The 18,017-nt window shown below is 60.5% G+C and carries 15 protein-coding genes; 2 read left to right on the top strand and 13 right to left on the bottom strand.

Annotated elements, in window-relative coordinates; all coding sequences use genetic code 11:
• Nucleotides 1-52 precede the first annotated feature (52 nt).
• Nucleotides 53-1,069, top strand: a complete 1,017-nt coding sequence (locus CFII64_RS06370) for a LacI family DNA-binding transcriptional regulator (protein WP_020289959.1) — start codon at nt 53-55, stop codon at nt 1,067-1,069.
• A 6-nt stretch (nt 1,070-1,075) separates the two neighbouring features.
• Here the strand turns inward: CFII64_RS06370 and CFII64_RS06365 are convergent, their stop codons facing one another.
• The 8 genes from CFII64_RS06365 to CFII64_RS06330 all read right to left on the bottom strand — a co-directional run bounded on the left by CFII64_RS06365 (nt 1,076) and on the right by CFII64_RS06330 (nt 10,778).
• Complete coding sequence (locus CFII64_RS06365) at nt 1,076-3,511, bottom strand: TonB-dependent receptor (RefSeq protein ID WP_020289958.1); 2,436 nt, start codon at nt 3,509-3,511, stop codon at nt 1,076-1,078.
• 66 nt (nt 3,512-3,577) lie between these two features.
• A complete protein-coding gene (locus CFII64_RS06360) occupies nt 3,578-4,522 on the bottom strand; it encodes a FecR domain-containing protein (protein WP_020289957.1) in 945 nt (314 codons plus the stop codon).
• On the bottom strand, nt 4,519-5,034 hold the full coding sequence (locus CFII64_RS06355; protein WP_044901221.1) for a sigma-70 family RNA polymerase sigma factor: 516 nt from the start codon (nt 5,032-5,034) through the stop codon (nt 4,519-4,521). The genes CFII64_RS06360 and CFII64_RS06355 overlap by 4 nt, the downstream gene beginning before the upstream one ends.
• 326 nt (nt 5,035-5,360) lie before the next feature.
• A complete protein-coding gene (araH, locus tag CFII64_RS06350; protein WP_020289955.1) occupies nt 5,361-6,326 on the bottom strand; it encodes an L-arabinose ABC transporter permease AraH in 966 nt (321 codons plus the stop codon).
• Nucleotides 6,327-6,366: 40 nt separating this feature from the next.
• Entirely contained in the window at nt 6,367-7,893 is a 1,527-nt protein-coding gene (gene araG, locus CFII64_RS06345) for an L-arabinose ABC transporter ATP-binding protein AraG (protein ID WP_020289954.1), read from the bottom strand.
• Between the two features lie 88 nt (nt 7,894-7,981).
• Complete coding sequence (locus CFII64_RS06340) at nt 7,982-8,986, bottom strand: substrate-binding domain-containing protein (protein ID WP_020289953.1); 1,005 nt, start codon at nt 8,984-8,986, stop codon at nt 7,982-7,984.
• A 152-nt stretch (nt 8,987-9,138) separates the two neighbouring features.
• On the bottom strand, nt 9,139-10,017 hold the full coding sequence (locus tag CFII64_RS06335) for an SMP-30/gluconolactonase/LRE family protein (protein WP_020289952.1): 879 nt from the start codon (nt 10,015-10,017) through the stop codon (nt 9,139-9,141).
• Nucleotides 10,018-10,061: 44 nt separating this feature from the next.
• Nucleotides 10,062-10,778 (bottom strand): FadR/GntR family transcriptional regulator, encoded by a 717-nt coding sequence (locus tag CFII64_RS06330; RefSeq protein ID WP_020289951.1) that lies wholly within the window; start codon nt 10,776-10,778, stop codon nt 10,062-10,064.
• Nucleotides 10,779-11,082: 304 nt separating this feature from the next.
• Between CFII64_RS06330 and CFII64_RS06325 the strand changes: the two genes are divergently transcribed.
• Nucleotides 11,083-12,231, top strand: a complete 1,149-nt coding sequence (locus CFII64_RS06325; protein ID WP_020289950.1) for an aldose epimerase family protein — start codon at nt 11,083-11,085, stop codon at nt 12,229-12,231.
• Nucleotides 12,232-12,442: 211 nt separating this feature from the next.
• Here the strand turns inward: CFII64_RS06325 and CFII64_RS06320 are convergent, their stop codons facing one another.
• The 5 genes from CFII64_RS06320 to metC form a co-directional block, all read right to left on the bottom strand.
• Entirely contained in the window at nt 12,443-13,336 is an 894-nt protein-coding gene (locus CFII64_RS06320; RefSeq protein ID WP_020289949.1) for a metal ABC transporter substrate-binding protein, read from the bottom strand.
• 16 nt (nt 13,337-13,352) lie between these two features.
• Nucleotides 13,353-14,222 carry a metal ABC transporter permease gene (locus CFII64_RS06315; protein ID WP_020289948.1) on the bottom strand — a complete coding sequence of 290 codons (870 nt, stop codon included), beginning with the start codon at nt 14,220-14,222 and terminating at the stop codon, nt 13,353-13,355.
• Nucleotides 14,219-14,983 carry a metal ABC transporter ATP-binding protein gene (locus tag CFII64_RS06310; protein WP_020289947.1) on the bottom strand — a complete coding sequence of 255 codons (765 nt, stop codon included), beginning with the start codon at nt 14,981-14,983 and terminating at the stop codon, nt 14,219-14,221. The genes CFII64_RS06315 and CFII64_RS06310 overlap by 4 nt, the downstream gene beginning before the upstream one ends.
• Nucleotides 14,980-15,111 (bottom strand): hypothetical protein, encoded by a 132-nt coding sequence (locus CFII64_RS30210; RefSeq protein ID WP_256208031.1) that lies wholly within the window; start codon nt 15,109-15,111, stop codon nt 14,980-14,982. The genes CFII64_RS06310 and CFII64_RS30210 overlap by 4 nt, the downstream gene beginning before the upstream one ends.
• Nucleotides 15,112-15,192: 81 nt before the next feature.
• Nucleotides 15,193-17,958: a cystathionine beta-lyase gene (gene metC, locus CFII64_RS06305; protein WP_020289945.1), complete on the bottom strand. Its 2,766-nt coding sequence runs from the start codon at nt 17,956-17,958 to the stop codon at nt 15,193-15,195.
• Nucleotides 17,959-18,017: the final 59 nt, after the last annotated feature.

The following is an 18,017-nucleotide window of genomic DNA, read 5'->3' as shown; positions in this document are numbered from 1 at the left end:
CGACTTGATGCGAGCATGGCGCCCTGCTCACCTGCACTTTCAGGCGTACCCCATGAACAGACGTCCGGCCACGCTTCGCGGTATCGCCCAGCAACTCAATATCCATGTATCAACGGTTTCGCGTGTCTTGAACGGCACGCTGGATCACGCCGGTCGCGCGGCCTCCAAAGACACCATCGAACGTATTCGTGCGCTGGCGGCCAGCCTGGATTACCAGCCCAACACCCATGCCCGGTCTCTTAAAACCCGGAGTAGCCGTGAGATAGGCGTGCTGGTGCCCAGGCTATCCGACATTGTGTTGGCAACGGTCTATGAAGGCATCGACGAAGCCGCCAGCGCCATGGGCTATACGTCATTCGTCGCCAACACCCTGGACCTGCCGGAACGTCAGCGCGAACGGGCCGAGCGCGCATTGGCGCGCAACGTTGCCGGGCTGATCATCAGTGACGTGCACTGCACGAATGAGGCGGGATTTCTTGAGGAGCTGGAAGAACGCCAGGTGCCGTTCGTACTGGTCAGCCGACGCCGTGGCCAACACTGCTCCATCACCTCGGACGACGAGATGGGCGGTTGGCTGGTTGCCGAACATTTATTCGCTCAGGGTCACACGCGTGTGGCGGTGATTGCCGGTGAACCCCACAGCAGCAACGCGAGGGAACGCACCGCCAGTTTCGTCGAGTATTATCGGCGCCAAGGTATCGAAATCGACGCCGAGCGGATTATTCCCGGTCACTTCGATACCCAGACCGGCTTTAATACCGGCGAAATCCTGTTGGCTCACCCGCAGCCGCCCACGGCGATTTTCGCCGTCAATGACTTCCTGGCTATCGGCCTGTTCGGCGCCCTGCGCAATCGCGGGCTGGTGGTCGGCCGCGATATTGCTGTGGTTGGCTACAACGACACCCCCCTGGCCGCGCACCTGCAATTGACCAGCATCAGCACCAGCATGCACGCCCAGGGCGTGCATGCGGTGGAAACTCTGCTCAAGCGCATTGCCGGCGAACCGGTGCAATCCCATCGTTTCCCGGCGCTGCTGAAGGTGCGGGCCAGCAGTCTTTGCCGGCCGTAACCCGGATTAGAAACCCACTGTCGCCGAGACCAGCCAGGTTCGCGGCGTTGACAGGGTCAAGCCGGCGGCTGCGTCTGATGAAGTCGCTGCGGAAGCCCAATAGGTCTTGTCGAGCACGTTCTCCACAGCTGCCCGCAAGGTGATCGGATTGCTGCCCAGTTTGAAGGCGTAACGCCCGCCCAGATCGTAGCGCTGCCAGGCATCGATTTTCTGCTCGTTGGCTTGATCCAGGTACTGCGAACCGGTGTGAATGGCCCGCGCCGTCAAGGTCAGCCCCGGCAGACGATTGATGTCGTATTCCAGTCCCAGGTTGGCATTGAGGATCGGCGAACCGGTGCCACGCTTGCCGTCGTATTGGCCCAGCGCGGTTTTGGTCTGCTCGCTGTCGAGCACCATCACCCCGCCCAGCAGGCGTACATCGCTGGCCAATTCGCCAAACAGGTTCAGCTCGACACCTTGATTGCGCAGTTCGCCATCAGGCTTGAAGTTACCGCTGGCGTCGGTGATGTAGCTCGGTTGTTCGATGCGGAACACGCTCAAGGTGGTGGCGAAGCCGCCCATGTCGAGTTTGACGCCGACTTCGGTCTGTTTCGATTTGTACGGCGCAAACACTTCGTCACGGTTGGTCGCGGTGGTCGGCGCAGTTTCGCCCTGGCTCAGACCTTCGATGTAGTTGGCGTACAGGGAAATATTGTCCGTGGCCTTGATGACCAGGCCCGCCGCTGGCGACGTGGCTTGTTCATCATATTGCTGACCGAGCACGCCATTGGCATAGGCGTCCACTTCGACCCGTTGCAGCCGCGCGCCGAGGGTCAACAGCACTCGATCATCAAAGAAGCTCAAGGTATCGGCCAGCGCCGCACTGGAGAACACATCTTCAGTTTGGGTCGAGGTATCGAAGCGATTCGGCACGCCGGGATACGGCTGCAACACCGGATTGTAGAGGTTGCTGACGCGGGTCAGGTAACGCTCGCCGCTGTTGTCGAACTCCATGTCGAAGCGGTTCAGACTCAGGTTGATCGTATGCCCGACCGGACCGGTGTTGAACCAGCTGCGCGCGCCAACGGTAAAGGTCTTGACCTCTTCATCGCGCTGAAACGACCGGGGTGTCATGTTGAAATTGCCGTTGCTGTTGGTGACCTGTACCGCGTGACGCAGGAAGTCGTACTCGCCACTGCGCGCACCGGCTGCCGCGTAAACCATCAATGAATCGCTGACGTCGTACTCGCCGCGCACCGCGCCGAAGGTGTCCTTGGAATCCGCGTAGGTCCAGGGTTGGGCGAAGTTGTGATGGATGTCCTCGGCCTTGGGCATTTTTATCCCGGCGGCGACTTCCACGCGTTCGATGGGCGCATCGCCGTGGCGCTCGGAGCGGCCGAAGTCCAGCGACAGACGCACCCGCTCCTTCTTGAAATCCAGACCGATCACCGCCGCTTCGCGCTCCACCGATTGATGGTCCCACTCGGTATCACCGGACTGGCGCACGCCATTGAAGCGCACGCCGTATTCCTGTTCATCGCCAAAACGTCGGCCAATGTCCATGCTGCCGCCGAACTGGCCGGCTGAGGCATAGCTGCCGGTGAATTCGGTCAGCGGGTCCTTGCCGGCGCGTTTGGGCTCGATATTGATCCCGCCACCCACGCTGCCCCGGGGTGCGATGCCGCCCAGCAATGCGCCGGGGCCTTTGAGGATATCAATGCGTTCGACCATCTCCATGTCGATGGAATACGTCGGCAGCACGCCATACAGGCCGCCGAACGACACGTCGCTGTTGTACAGGCTCAAGCCACGAATGGAGAACTGCTCAAAACGACCACCGGCCGGGTTGGTGGTACGCACCGAAGGATCGTTGGCCACCACGTCACCCAAGGTGCGCGCCTGCTGGTTTTTTACCGTGGTGCTGGTGTAGGACGTCAGGTTGAACGGCGTTTCCATGAAGTCATGATCGCCGAGCATGCCTTGATTGCCGCGCCGCGTAACTTGCCCACCGGAGTACACATCGCCCTGCTGATCAAAGCGGCTGCCGTCAATGGAGGTTTGCGGCAGCAGCATCGAGCCGTTTTCGCTGGTTGGTGCTGCAATCAAGGTGTAGGACTGATCGGCGACCGGCTGCAATTGCAGGCCAGTGCCTTGCAGCAGGCGGGCAAAACCTTCCTGGGGCGCATAGTCGCCCGTCAGCCCGGCGGTATTGCGACCGGCGACCAAGGCTGGATCAACCGAAAGACTGACGCCGGCCTGCGCAGCAAAACGGTTCAATGCCGCGCTCAGGCTTCCGGCGGGGATCTGATAATTGTGCCTGGCGCCCTCTTCGGCCCATGCCGGCGCGACCAGCACCGAACCCGCACCCAGCCCGACCAGAACGCTGGCGTGGCAACTCATTTGAAGCAAGGGACGCATGCCCAGATGGGTCAGGCGCAGACGTCGAAGAAAAACTGCGGGCATCGGGACACTCTCTTATTTCGTTCACTTGAGAGCAATGACAGGCGAGGTCAAAAAAAGGGACACGGCTCAGGCAGAAATTTTGCGCGGCGTCAGCGTGACCCAATAGCGGGTGCGCGTCTGCACCTGCACCGGCAGGCTGGCGGCCAGCAGCAACAGGATCTTGTCGGTATCGTCGAGGCGGAAGGTGCCGGTGACTTTCAAGGCATCCAGCGCCGGTTCCCAACGCAGGACACCGGGCCGATACCGGCTCAGTTCGGCAAGGAACAGCCCAAGGGGCTGGTTTTCGACGCTGAGCACACCTTCGCGCCAGCCTGGCTGTCGGGTGTCGAAGCTGTGCAACGGCGCCACGGAGGAGGCGTTCATGGTGGTTTGCTGGCCGCCGTGCAAGCGGGCGCTCAAGCCGTTTTGCGGGAACAGATCGACACTGCCGCGCCAGACTGAAACCCGACAGCCCTGCCCGTCCAGACGCACACAAAGCTCGGCGTCGTTGGCCAGAATGCGTCCTGCCGGGGTTTCGATGGCGATGGCAGCCGTGTTCGCCGCCATATTCAAGGCCAGCTCGCCTTCGATCAGGGCGAGGCTGCGGGTGGCAACGTCGATATTCACCGCGCTGGCGGCATCCAGTTGCAACAGACTGCCATCGGGCAGACGCAACTCCTTGCGCTCGCCGGCCACCGTGCGCAAATCAGCGCGCCATGCCGCCACCGGGGCGTGCTGGCTGAGCAGCCAGCCGCCAGGCAGCAGCGCGGCGACGATCAAGGTTCGCTTGAGGACGGTGCGGCGGCCAAGCGTCGGGCGGTCGAGGCTGGCCAGTGCCAGTTCGCCGGGCAGTGCGGAAAATCTGCCGCGCAGCCCCTGGGCTTTTTGCCAGGTCTGTTCGTGACTGGGGCACTGCTCGCGCCAGCGTTGCAGTTGCGCGCGGTCTTCGTCGCTGGCAGCGCCGGATTCCAGCAGCACCAGCCAGTACGCGGCATCTTCGGCCACCCGGCGCGACGGCGCGAGACTGCTCACAGCTCGGCCATCAGGCAATGGGTGTAAGCCTGGGCCATGTAACGTTTTACGGTGCGTTCGGACACGTTCAGCCGCTGCGCAATCTGCGCGTAGCCCAAGCCTTCCAGTTGCGCCCATAGAAACGCCCGGCGCACCGCCTGAGGCAACGCGTCGAGCAATTCATCCAGGGCTTGCAGGGTTTCCAGCAGAACCCAGCGTTGTTCGGGGGACGGAATGACGGTTTCGGGCAAGGTCGCCAAAGCCTGAAGATAAGCCTGTTCAAGGCTGCGACGCTGATAGTGATTGACCAGCAAGCGCTTGCCGACCGTCAGCAGATACGCGCGGGGTTCACGCAGTTGGGTCAGCGGTTCGCTGTGCTGGCTGGCCAGAACCCGGACAAACGTATCCTGGCTCAGGTCAGCGGCATCCCACGCATTGCCCAGTCGCGCCCGCAGCCAGTTTTCCAGCCAGCTGCGGTGCTCACGGTAGAAATTTTCCAGAGTGGCCTCTGACGGCCCTGCTGCTTGCCTCATGCTGAACGGCCCACTGCGCATGTCGCCAATTAAAATGAGAATCATTCTAATTAGTTACAGCGGGCTCGCCAATCTTTTAATTTCCGTAGGAGATTTCATGTTTTTGGGGCCTCCCAAAAATCGCATTAGATCACGCGACTAGATGTGGGAGTTTACGAGCGGCGCGAGGCCGCGATAGCGGTCTGCCTGACACAACACGTTCCTGCTTCGTCGCGAATCAGCGGTCCGTAGGAGCGGATTTATCCGCGAGGAGGCCGGTACATTCAAGGTGGTTTCTGTGTTGAGAATGCCTTCCTCCCGGCCGAAGCCGGTCCTACACGATAGCCTTACCGACGCTTCATCCGGTCAATGATCACCGCCAGCAGCAGGATCGAACCGCGAATCACGTATTGATAGAAGGTGTCGATGTTCTTCAGGTTCATGGCGTTTTCGATGATCGCCAGAATCAGCACCCCGGCAATGACGTGGCGAATCATGCCGATGCCGCCGCTCAACGAAACCCCGCCCAGTACGCAGGCCGAAATCACGGTCAGCTCGAAACCCTGGCCGATCATCGGTTGCCCGGAGGTCATCCGTGAAGCAAGGACCACGCCGGCCAGTGCGCCGACCAGGCCATGCACGGCGAAGATGATGATCTTGGTGCGGTCCACATGCACGCCCGCCAGCAACGCGGCTTCCTGATTGCCGCCGATGGCCAGGGTGTTGCGCCCGTACGTCGTGTAGTTGAGCAACCAGCCAAAGAACGCGAAGCAGGCGATGGTGATCAGGATCGGCACCGGGACGCCGTACAGTTGGCCGTTGCCGAACACGAAGAAGTCTTCATTCATCACCCCGACGGCCTTGCCGTTGGAGAAGATATAGGCCAGGCCACGGACGATCTGCATGGTCGCCAGCGTTGCGATCAGTGCGTTGATGCGCAGTTTGGCAATCACGATGCCGTTGACCAGCCCTACGACGAGGCCCATGGCCAAGGCGGCCGAAATCCCCAGGAACAGGCTGTCGGTGTCGCGCATGACGATGCCGGCGATGACCCCGGAGCAGGCAAGTACCGAACCCACGGACAAATCGAAATGCCCGGAAGCCAGGCAGAACAGCATGGTGCAGGCAGCGATGCCCACCGTGGAAATCGCCAGGCCCAGACCCCGCATGTTCAGTGGCGACATGAAGTTGTCGATCAGCAGCGCGCAGAGCACGAAGATGCCCACGGCAGCCATCAACATTGCCCAGTCGTCGATGAAGCGACGCAAATTGAGACCCTGGCGTGGAGCCGTCAGGCTGGTTTCGGTAGACATACGCACCTCTTTTTTATTTTTCACGGTGTTTTGGCCAGGTTCAGACGCGGGTTCGCGGCAGTGCCAGTTGCAGCAGTCGTGCTTCATCAGCCTCGTCGCGGGCAAGCTCGCCAGTGATGGCGCCCTCGCTCATGACCAGGATCCGGTCGGCAATGCCCATCACTTCCATCAGGTCGCTGGACACGACGATGACCGCAATGCCATCGGCGGCAAGGTTATGAATGATCTGATAGATCTCGGATTTCGCGCCGATGTCGATGCCGCGGGTCGGCTCATCCAGCAGCAGCACTTTCATGGGCATCGACAGCCAGCGCCCGAGAATCGCCTTCTGTTGATTGCCGCCGGACAGGAACAGCATTTGCTGGTCCGCCGAAGGCGTCTTGACGTTCATGGACTTGATCTGCGCCTTGGCGTTGTCGCGCTCCCAGCGTCCTTGAATCAGGCAACCCAGGCTGACGTGACGCGGTCGCGCGCCGATATTGATATTTTCCTGCACGCTGGACAGCGGCACGATGCCCTCTTTCTTGCGATCCTCCGGGCACAGCAAAATCCCGGCGGCGATGGCGTCACGCGGCGACTTGAGCTCCAGCGCTTTGCCCTCGATCTGCAGCACGCCTGCCTTGCTGCGAGTCAGGCCGGAAAGCATGCGGAACAGTTCGGTACGGCCAGCGCCCACCAGGCCGAAAAAGCCCAGCACTTCGCCCTTCTCTACTGCGAAACTCACCGGTTCCTGCAGCCCCGGCCCCATGAGCCCCGTCACCCGCAAACTTGGCCCCTGATGCTGACGCGGGCGGTAGTTGTAGATGTCCTGGATGTCGCGACCGACCATGCAAGTCACCAACCGGTCGTGATCCAGGTCGGCCATGTCCTCGAAGGTGCGCACGAAGCGACCATCCTTGAACACTGTCACTGCATCGCAGACCCGGAAAATTTCTTCCATTCTGTGCGACACATAGAGGATGACCCGGCCTTCGTCGCGCAATTTGACGATGATCGCCATCAAACGGTCGATTTCCCGCGCCGACAGACTGCTGGTGGGTTCATCGAAGGCGATGACATGGGCGTTACGGGACATGGCCTTGGCGATCTCCACCAACTGACGCTGGCCGAGGGACAAATCGCCCAGGCGGGTGTTCGGGTCGATTTCGTCGGCCAGGCCTTTGAGCAGTTCCCGGGCGCGGCGCACCATGGCCCGGCGGTTGACCATGCCCCAGCGGTTAGGCATGTGACCCAGCAACAGGTTTTCGGCGACGGACATTTCCGGAACCAGTTGCAGTTCCTGATGAATCACCGCGACCCCGGCAGCAATGCTGTCTGCCGTGGACTTGAAGACCTTGTCCTGCCCGCCGATGGACAGGCTGCCGCTGTTGGGCTGATAGGAACCGCCAAGAATCTTCAGCAGCGTGGACTTGCCCGCGCCGTTTTCGCCCATCAAGGCATGGACGCTGCCCGGACGGGCCTCAAAGTTGATGTCCGACAGCGCACGCACACCGGGAAAGGTCTTGCCGATCCCGTTGAATCGCAAGCTGCCGGCGGATGGATGCTGTTCAGTGGCCAGTTGTTGCATGGAAACCTCCACCTCGCGCCATCGATGGAGGGCGCGAGGACTTGCAGATGGAGGCCTGACATTCAGGCCTCAGGACGACGCCGGGCGGTTACTTGTACAAACCGATCTTGGTCAGTACTTCCTTGAAGTTGGCCCGGGTAATCAATGTCACGTCTTCCATCGCGGTGTACTTCGGAGGTTCCTTGCCATCCTTGACCCATTCGTACATCTGCAAGGCCGTGTTGTAGCCTTCTTTGTCCGGACTTGGCAGCATCGAACCGAAGAAGCCACTTTCCTTCTTCTTCAATTCGTCGATGGCGTCGGTGCCGTTGATGCCGATCCCGATGACATTCTTGGCGCTGAAACCATTGGTGCTGGTGGCGCGCACGCCACCCAGGACCGTGTTGTCATTCATGCCGCCGATGATCAGATTCTTGGCGCTGGCCGGCAGTTTAGGTAAGGCCGAGTTGGTGGAGTCCATGCTGCCGGGTACGTCGAGGGTTTTCTGCGGCGCGTAGATGATGTGATCCAGCGGCAGGCCAGCCTTGGTCAGCGAATCGACGGAACCGTCGGTGCGCTTTTTACCCGTATCCAGCTCGTTGTAGGTGTTGATGATCGCGTAGGTTTCTTTCCAGTCCCAGCTGCGATTCTTCGCTTCGGCAGCCATGGCGGCGCCCTGTTGCTGACCCACTTCGAAAGCGGCCATGCCCAGGTACGGCACGTCTTCCATGAATTTGCCACTGGCATCGACGAAGCGATCATCCACAGCCATGACTTTCATGCCATTGGCCTTGGCCTTGGCGACAATGGCCGGGCCCAGGGAAACATCCGGCGGGCAGATGACAAAGCCCTTGGCGCCGTTGGCGGCGAGGCTGTCGATAGCAGAAAGGGTTTTTTCACCGTCTGGCACGGCGATTTTTATGACCTCGAAACCATGATCCTTCCCGGCTTTCTCGGCAAAAGCCCATTCGGTCTGGAACCAGGGTTCTTCGGCTTGCTTGACCAGAAAGCCGATCTTGATTTTATCGGCAGCGGAGGAAATGCCGCTCATGCCCAGAACGGCAGTGGCAACGGCAACACAGCACAGGGAGCGAATCCCATGGCGACTCAACATAGCTAACTCCTTATTTTTATTGAATAGCTACAGCGTCCAGCGGTGGGGTTGTCGGGACACCGCAAGGACGTCAAAACAACAGAAAACAGTCATATCATATTATGAATGCCGACTATGTAACCTAGTGTCACGGCATCCTGAGCACAGCGAATTCATCCTGCAAAACGGTGACAGGCCAGTCCCTGCACACCCACATCTGCCATCAATAACGCGCCGTCAAACTGACCGCGAGCATCGGCGGGCGCAGCGCTGGTGACATACAACGTCGAAAGATCCGGACCACCGAATACGCAACTGGTGGGATGGCTGACCGGCAATTCCACCAGCCGGTCAACGCTGCCGTCCGGGGCGAAGCGGATCAGGCAATGGCCGTCCCAGCGGGCGTTCCAGACAAACCCTTCGGCGTCCATGGCTGAACCGTCCGGCGTGCCGCGAGCATGCTCGCCCGCCCAGACTTCGCGCGGACTCAGCCGGCCGTCAGCGCGGATCGGATAACGGTAGATCACCCCGTCCAGACTGTCGGCGCTGTACAGCACATCGCCATCGGTATTCCACAGCATGGTGTTGACGATGCCTTGCCCGGCGAGCAACGGCGTGACGCTGGCATCATGATCGATGCGGAACAGACCGCCTGAGCGGCGCTTGAGCGGCAAGTCGCCACCCTCTTCATCCAGATTGTTCTGCATGCTGCCCAGCCACAGACGGCCCTGCGCGTCGCAGCGGGCTTCATTGGCGCGATTGCCGCTGACCGGATCGGCCACGCACAGCAGACGCAGGCGCGGCTCATCGGCGGGGGAATCAAGATCCAGGCGATACACGCCGCTGGCCAGGGTTACCAGCGCATCGCCAATATGGGTGGGGATGAATGCAGATAGCGCTTCGCGCATCCGCCATTTACGAAAGTGACCATCAACCAGGCGGCAGGCCAGCCGCGCTGCGATATCCACCCAATACAACGCCAGGGTTTCACGGTCCCAGAACGGGCCTTCGGCCAGCATGAAACGGTGCTCGGTTACGGGCTGCCAGTGCATAAAATCACCCTTGTTATTATTTTTTTAGTTAATCGGTACTGCGTTTACTCCGCCGATTGCGCGGCGGCCTGACTGGAGAAAAACCCGGCAATTACTACTGCCGCCTGTTCGATCAGGGTCATGCATGCCCAGACGCCGCGCGCCGCATCCCGTGTGGCAATCGCATCGGCAAGATCCTTATGCAGCGGCAGCGTCTTGCCTAATTCACCCGGCACTGCCGAGGTCACTTCGAACGACACCGCCAGCAACGCACCCAGCGCCGGCAACATCTGCTCGATGAACTGGTTGTGACTGGCCGCCAGCACCGCCTCATGAAAGCGCCGATCCGCCAGGTTGTAGTCGCCCTTGTCCGCCACGGATATCGCCAAGGCCTCGTACGCCGTCTGGATCTCTAAAATCTGCTCCGGACTGGCCCGTTCACAGGCCCAACGCACCGCCATCGGCTCGATGGTGCGGCGCAGGTCGAGCAGATCCATCACAAACCCTTGCGACAAACCCTTGCGTGCCAGCCAACCCACCACCTGCGGGTCGAACAGATTCCAGCTGCGCATCGGCATGACCCGTGTACCGACCTTGGGCCCGACTTCCAGCAACCCTTTGGCGACCAGCGTCTTGATCGCCTCACGAATCACCGTTCGACTGACGCCCAACTCTTCGGCCAATACCGCCTCAACCTTCAGCACCTGTCCGGGGGACACATTGCCCGCCGCGATCCAGGTTCCCAACCGATCCACCGTCGACGCGTGGAAATTACTGCTCATGATGCGTACGCCTCGCTGCGCGGTTTTTCCGCAGATCGAGGCTAATCATCACATGATTGAGCGTCAAGCCAGCTCAACAGCCCTGAAATCGACTTCTTCAGACGCTGATGAGAACCAATAGTCTCGTCCAGCTACTAAATAGTATTACGATTAAATTTTCAAGCAGGCTTTTTTCGTCTATAAATCCATTTATCAGGAAAATAGCGGACGAATAGTCTTACCAATCAAATGAGGTTTACCCGTTCCCCACTGCAGACCGAATCCTCGGTACTGCGCAAAACAACAAAAAAAGGTAGAACAACCCATGAAACCCTCTTCTCTGCTCAGCAGCTTTGGACTGTCTCTGATGATCGCAACCCTGACGGCCAACGCGGCCGGGCTTTCCAGTGCACACAGCGCCTTTGGTGCGACCAGCGATGGCACCGCCGTCGAGAAGTACACCTTGCGCAACAGCCATGGCATCGAAGCCAATGTCATTACTTACGGCGCGACGCTGCAGTCGCTGCTGGTGCCGGACAAAAATGGCAAGGTCGACGATGTGGTGCTGGGTTTCGACGATGTGCAGGGTTATCAGAACAACGGCACAGTGTATTTCGGCGCGACCATCGGTCGTTTTGGCAACCGCCTCGCGGGCGGCCAGTTCAGCCTCGACGGCAAGACCTATCAGGTTCCGCAAAATGACAAGACCAACGCCTTGCACGGCGGTACTCAGGGTTTTGACAAACGGGTCTGGAAAGCCGAGCCAAGCAACGGCAATGGCTGGGTAGGCGTGAAACTGACTTACCTGTCGGCCGATGGCGAAATGGGCTTTCCCGGCGCACTGAATACCGAAGTCACCTACAGCCTGAACGAGAAAAACGAACTGCGCATTCAGTACCGCGCCAGCACCGACAAACCGACGGTGCTGAACCTGACCAACCACAGCTACTTCAACCTGGCCGGCGCTGGCAATGGCGACGTGCTCAAGCAGGTCGCAACCCTGCACGCTTCGCATTACACCCCGGTGAATGAGAAGTTGATCCCCACCGGTGAGTTGCCCGCTGTCAGCGGTACGCCCATGGACTTTCTCAAGCCCACGGCAATCGGCAAGAACATCAAGGCCGATCATCAGCAGTTGAAATACGCCGAACCCAAGCAAGGCGGCTTTGATTTCAACTGGGTGCTGGACACCAAAGGCGACGTGAGCAAACTCGCCGCCGAGGTCAGCGACCCGCAATCCGGGCGTCGCTTGCAGTTGTTCACCAGCGAACCCGGCGTGCAGCTGTACACCGGCAACTTCCTCGATGGCAGCATCCACGGCAAGGCTGGCAAGGTCTATCCACACTGGGGCGCGTTCACCCTGGAAACCCAACACTACCCGGATGCGCCGAACCAGCCGAAATTCCCGAGCACACGCCTGGATCCGGGCAAGACCTACACCCAGACCACGGTGTTCAAATTTATCGGGAAGTGACCGAATCTGGTAGGGATTCTATGGTCGGAATGTCTGGCCGTCTGGTGTGGGAGAGGACTTGTCCTCGATAGCCAGCCGGGGCGACCTTGATCCGCCTGCCGCATATGCAGCGCTGAAATGACAGCCATCGAGGACAAGTCCTCTCCCACAAGGAAGTGGGAACTCCAAGTCTAAACCCTGCAAGCCCTGCTCCAACGGGACTGAATTGGATTCACTGCCCCTTCATCGCCGCCGTCAGCTTGTCGACGTTGTAGCGAAACATCTGCGCATAGCTCGCTGCCGGGCCGTCGGCGGGCGACAGGGATTCGACGTACAGTTCGCCGCCCGGCTTGGCACCGCTGGCGTCGGCGATCTGTTTGACCAGACGCGGGTCGCCGGAATTTTCAAAGAAGTAGGCACTGACATGCTCGGCCTTGATCTGGCGGATCAACTTGCCGACGTCTGCCGCCGACGCTTCTGACTCGGTGGAAAATCCCAGCGGCGACAGGAAAGTCACGCCATAAGCATCGCCGAAGTAACCAAAGGCATCGTGGGAGGTCAGCACTTTGCGTTTGGCGGCGGGAATCGACTGAATCTGCGCCCGGGCGTAGCTGTCCAGTTCCTGCAACTGCGCCATGTAGCGCTCGCCATTAGCCTGGTAGACGCTGGCACCCTCGGGATCGGCCTTCTTCAAGGCTGCAACGATATTGCGCACGTAGATCACACCATTGGCGGCGCTATTCCAGGCGTGAGGATCGGTGATGCGCTTGCCGTCTTCTTCCATACTGCGGGTCTTGATGCCATCCGACAGCACCACCGGCTGGCCTTTATAGCCCGAGGCCTTGATCAAACGGTCCAGCCAGCCTTCCAGATGCAAACCACTGACGAACGCCACGTCGGCCTTTTTCAGGGCCTGGGCATCGGCCGGGGTCGGCTCGTAGACATGGGGATCGCCGTTTGGTCCGATCAACGAGGTGACATGCACCCGATCACCGCCAACGTTATGCACCATGTCGGCAATCACCGTGAACGAAGCCACCGCTTCAACGGGCTTGGCCTGGGCCAGCAGACTAAACGCAGACAGCGCAAAAGCTGCCATTGAGCTCAACAGCATGGAGTTCTTCATGACATTTCCTTCGGTTTCAGTGAGCGAGATGGGGTTTGGGGAACAGTTGCCGCAGGATGCCGGTGCGACCGAACAACAGGGAAAACCCGTAGAAAGCGCTGGCGGTCAGGACAATCGCCGGGCCGGAAGCGACGCCCAGATGGTAAGAAATGATCAAGCCGATCAAGCCTGAGAGCGTCGCGACCAACGTTGAAATCAACACCAGCGCACTCAGAGAAGTGGCCCAGAAACGCGCCGCCGTGGCTGGCAGCATCATCATGCCGACCGCCATCAGCGTGCCCAGCGCCTGGAAGCCCGCCACCAGATTGAGCACCACCAGCAACAGAAACAGCACGTGATACAGCGAACCTCGCCCACCCACCGCGCGCAGAAAACCGGGATCGAAACACTCCAGCACCAATGGCCGATAGATCAGCGCCAGCAGCAACACAGTGAAGGAAGCGATGCCGCCAACCATATAAATCGCGTCGGCGTCGATGGCGAGAATGGTGCCGAACAGCACATGCAGCAGATCGACGTTGGAGCCATGCAGCGAAACGATCATCACCCCGGCGGCCAGTGACGTGAGATAGAAACTGGCGAAACTGGCGTCTTCACGCAGGCTGGTCAGCCGACTGACCAGCCCGGACAGCAGTGCCACGGCCAGACCGGCGATCAACCCGCCAATGCCCATCGCGGGCAACGACAAACCGAAAAACAGAAAGCCCAGCGCCGCACCCGGCAGCACTGCATGACTCATGGCGTCGCCCACCAGACTCATGCGCCGCAGCATCAGCAACACGCCCACCGGGCCGGAACCGATACCCAATGCCAGACAGGCGACCAGGGCTCGGCGCATGAAGCCGAATTCGACGAAGGGTTCGACCAGCATTGAATACAGGATCATGCCCGGCGCTCCTGCTCGTCTTCAGCATCCAGCACGCACAGCTCGGCGTCGGCACTCCAGAACTCGGCCATGTTGCGCGCCTTGCGCAGGTTCACAACGCTCAACACATCAGCGGTGGCGCCCCAAGCAATCGCTTCCCTAGCCATCAACAGAGTCTGCGGAAAGTGCTGGCGAACCTGGTCGATGTCGTGCAGCACGGCAATCACCGTACGCCCCTGGCCATGCCAGACGCGCACCAGCTCCAGCAGATCCCGCGTGGTACGGGCGTCGATGGCGTTGAACGGCTCGTCGAGCAAAATCACCGAGGCGTCCTGCAACAGCAAGCGGGCGAACAACACCCGCTGGAATTGCCCCGCCGACAACGAACCAATGCTGCGCGCTTCAAAACCGTCCAGCCCCACGGCCTGTAATGAGGCCTGGGTGCGTCGAGCCAGATCCCGACTCAAGCCACGAAACGGGCCGATGCTGTGCCAGGCGCCCATGGCCACGGTATCGGCGACACTCAAGGGGAAGCTGCGGTCAATCTCCGCGGCCTGAGGCAGATAGCCCAGGGTTTTCGCCGCCAGATGGCCTCGATCCACATGGCCCGCAGCCGGTTTCATGGTTCCGGCGATGGCTTTGATCAGGGTCGATTTGCCAGCGCCATTGGGGCCGACAATGGCCGTCAGGCTACCGGCCTCGAAACGCCCGCTGATGTGATGCACAGCGGGACGGCGTTCGTAGGCGACGGTCAGGTCGTTCAAGGCAATGGCGGCGCTCATGGAATGGCCACCGCCCAAACGATGGCCAGCCAGAGCAGCACCAGCATTGCCAGCGCCAGAGCTATCCGCTTCCAGGCGGGTTGGGCCAGCACTGAACCAGAGATAGAGGGGACACGGGGAGCTTTCATGAGCGAGTAACCAGCAACGATTTGTTACAGTATTACATAGCTCAAATTGTAAGTGTTATAAAATAACATTTACTCCTGTCATCACCCTTTTAGCGCGGCGAAACCTCGGCTCAAGTCCTCTTGCAACGCAGCCACATCTTCCAGCCCGATATGGAGGCGCAACAGCGGATTCAGGGCCTTGTCGGCCACATTGTTGCGATCACTGACATCCGCCACAGTGATCAGGCTTTCGTAACCGCCCCATGAAGCGCCCAGGCCAAACAGCTCCAGAGCACCGATAAAACGCTCCAGTTGCGCAGGCTCGGCATCCGCCAGTTCGAAGGACAACAAGCCGTTGCTGCCGCTGAAATCGCGCTTGAACAACGCGTGATCCGGGTGATCGTTCAAGGCCGGATGGAACACCCGCTTGACCTGCGGCCGGGCTTGCAGCCACTGGGCGATTTCCAGCGCCTGGCGCTCATGCACTTCCATGCGTGCGGCCAGGGTTCGTGCGCCGCGCAGCACCAGATACGCATCGTCCGGGCTGACGGTATTGCCGAAACTGTCGCTCATGCGCGCCAATGCCGACCAGACCGCTTGCGTGGTGCAAACGCTGCCCATGACCACATCACTGTGGCCACACACATATTTGGTCAGCGCCATGATCGAAATGTCCGCGCCAAGGGTCAGCGGCCGGTACAGGTAACCAGAACCCCAGGTGTTGTCTACGGCGAGCAGAATGCCCCGTGGTTTGCACAACGCAGCAATCGCCGGCAGATCGCACAGTTCATACAGCAGCGAACCCGGCACTTCGGCGTAGACCATTTTGGTATTGCCGCGCAGTTGGCCTTCGATGCCTCGCCCATCGGCGGCGAAATACTCCACCTCGATGCCGAATGGTTGCAGAAAGTCCGTGGTCAGGCGCCGAACCGGGCCGTACACCGCATCGGTAATCAGCACATGATCGCCGGGCCGCAGATACGCCAGAAAGGTCTGCGCCACGGCGGCCAGGCCGGTGGCGAACAGCTTGGTGCGGTGACCGCCTTCCAGCTCGCTGACCAGATCCTCCAAGGCGAATGCAGTTGGATTGCCACGGGCGCCATAACTCAATACGCGCTCGCTGTCCCGGCGTTTGCGCGCGTCGCGCATCTGCCCGAGGCTGTCGAACAGCACCGTGCTCAAGCGCGTGACCGGCACATTTACCCCGCGCCCGCCGCTGCCCTTTTCAGTACGCGCGGCGTGAATCAGCCGGGTCCGCACCCAAGGATCTGTCGGCGAGCGCTCAGGCTTTTTTGCATTGAGCGGTTTGAGGCTGGCAATTTCCGTGTCGGTCATCTGCGCCAACAAGCCGATTTCCCACGCCAGATACTGCCGGGCCGCATCCTTGTTGCCAGAGTGGCGGTCATGGGTGAAAAACAGAAAGTCGATGCAGTGCTCATCCGGTAGCGCGGCGGCATCTTCGACTACCGCCAGACCCGCGCTCTGCCAGGCCTGCAATCCGCCGTCCAGCAACCGCACATGAACACGTTGAGCGTCAGGCAGTTCCAGCGCGGCCAGACGGGCGACTTCCGGGCTGTCAGCGACCAATACCAACGGTCTGTGCTCGTCGGCAACTGCGGCGGCGAGCAACGGCCGAATCGACCAGCGCGAGCCCTGAATGTGGCCCTTGCGAAAGCTCATGCTCGGGCGCAGATCGATCACAGCCACGGCGGCGTCTTTCAGCGCATCGCGCAACTCGTGTGCGCTGATGATCGGCAACGACGGCCCGGAAACCAGATGCGCTGCATCCAGGGCAAAGCCCGAATCAATTCCGCCTTCCAGCACATAAGCATCGTGGCCCAACTGGCGTAGCCAACTGGCAACAATCGGCGCACGAATGCCGTCGCTGTCCACCAGCACCAGGCGCGCATGACGCACGCCGACATACAAATCGGTGGACTGAATCAACTGCCCGCCAGGCGTATGTTGCGCACCGCGCAACGTGCCAGCGGCGAATTCCTCGGCAGTGCGCACGTCACACAGAAACAGACTGCGCTGCGCATCGGCGGCCCAGCTCGCTGCCGCCTCGGCACTCACCGTGCTGACCCCAGCGCGGCGAGCCAACGCTTGCGCAGCGTTGCGTTGTTTGTCCAGCGCGAGCGGCGATACCGCGTCCGGATAACGACGACTGCTGCCGTGTTCCAGTTGCAAGTCAGCGAGAAACCAGCCTTGGGTACCGTTTTCCAGAGCATAAACCGGATTTTTCACGCCCAGATCGATCAAGGTCTGCGCGCCGATGATGCTGCGGGTGCGACCGGCGCAGTTGACGACGATGGGCGTGGTTTCGTCCTGCAGCAGCTCCGGCAAGCGGTAACCGAGTTCGCCGTTAGGACAGCAGATCGAGCCGGGAATGGTCATCTTGCGGTATTCATCGAACGGCCGGCCATCCAGCAACAACAGCGGCTCGCCGCGCGCCTGCCAGTCGGCCAGTTCGCCAGCGCTGATGTGCGGCGTGTGGCTGGCCTCTTCCACCAGCTCGCCAAACGCCTTGGACGGCACATGCACCCCGGCGAACAACTGCAAGCCGGCCGCTTGCCAACCCTCGGCGCCGCCTTGCAGAATGTGCACCTGCGTGTAGCCCAGGGCTTCAAGACGCGCCGCGGCCCGCGCCGCCAACTCCGTGCCGTCCTGATCGTAGATCACCAGACGCACGACAGGATTGGGCGCCAGGCGCGGCACTTCCAGTTCCAGTCGGCTGTACGGCAGGTTCTGCCCGTGAAACAGGTGCGCCTCGCCGTACTGACCGTGCTCGCGTACGTCGAACAGAGCGATTTCCTGCCCATCGAACAGCCAGTGCTGAAGCTGCGCCGGGGTGATGATTTGGCTCATGGGGTTCTCTGGTTTGTTATGAATACTGCTCAGAAATAGAACCTGTGGGAGCGAGCTTG

Origin of the sequence: Pseudomonas sp. CFII64 (assembly GCF_000416235.1) — a bacterium.
Classification (GTDB): domain Bacteria; phylum Pseudomonadota; class Gammaproteobacteria; order Pseudomonadales; family Pseudomonadaceae; genus Aquipseudomonas.
This window is presented reverse-complemented; position numbering and strand designations above follow the sequence as displayed.

Excerpts from the sequence above, each read along its gene's own strand:
- CFII64_RS06370 (WP_020289959.1), top strand. The coding sequence starts at position 53 with ATGAACAGACGTCCGGCCACGCTTCGCGGTATCGCCCAGCAACTCAAT.
- CFII64_RS06365 (WP_020289958.1), bottom strand. The coding sequence starts at position 3,511 with ATGCCCGCAGTTTTTCTTCGACGTCTGCGCCTGACCCATCTGGGCATG.
- CFII64_RS06355 (WP_044901221.1), bottom strand. The coding sequence starts at position 5,034 with ATGAGGCAAGCAGCAGGGCCGTCAGAGGCCACTCTGGAAAATTTCTAC.
- araH (WP_020289955.1), bottom strand. The coding sequence starts at position 6,326 with ATGTCTACCGAAACCAGCCTGACGGCTCCACGCCAGGGTCTCAATTTG.
- araG (WP_020289954.1), bottom strand. The coding sequence starts at position 7,893 with ATGCAACAACTGGCCACTGAACAGCATCCATCCGCCGGCAGCTTGCGA.
- CFII64_RS06340 (WP_020289953.1), bottom strand. The coding sequence starts at position 8,986 with ATGTTGAGTCGCCATGGGATTCGCTCCCTGTGCTGTGTTGCCGTTGCC.
- CFII64_RS06335 (WP_020289952.1), bottom strand. The coding sequence starts at position 10,017 with ATGCACTGGCAGCCCGTAACCGAGCACCGTTTCATGCTGGCCGAAGGC.
- CFII64_RS06330 (WP_020289951.1), bottom strand. The coding sequence starts at position 10,778 with ATGAGCAGTAATTTCCACGCGTCGACGGTGGATCGGTTGGGAACCTGG.
- CFII64_RS06325 (WP_020289950.1), top strand. The coding sequence starts at position 11,083 with ATGAAACCCTCTTCTCTGCTCAGCAGCTTTGGACTGTCTCTGATGATC.
- CFII64_RS06320 (WP_020289949.1), bottom strand. The coding sequence starts at position 13,336 with ATGAAGAACTCCATGCTGTTGAGCTCAATGGCAGCTTTTGCGCTGTCT.
- CFII64_RS06315 (WP_020289948.1), bottom strand. The coding sequence starts at position 14,222 with ATGATCCTGTATTCAATGCTGGTCGAACCCTTCGTCGAATTCGGCTTC.
- CFII64_RS06310 (WP_020289947.1), bottom strand. The coding sequence starts at position 14,983 with ATGAGCGCCGCCATTGCCTTGAACGACCTGACCGTCGCCTACGAACGC.
- CFII64_RS30210 (WP_256208031.1), bottom strand. The coding sequence starts at position 15,111 with ATGAAAGCTCCCCGTGTCCCCTCTATCTCTGGTTCAGTGCTGGCCCAA.
- metC (WP_020289945.1), bottom strand. The coding sequence starts at position 17,958 with ATGAGCCAAATCATCACCCCGGCGCAGCTTCAGCACTGGCTGTTCGAT.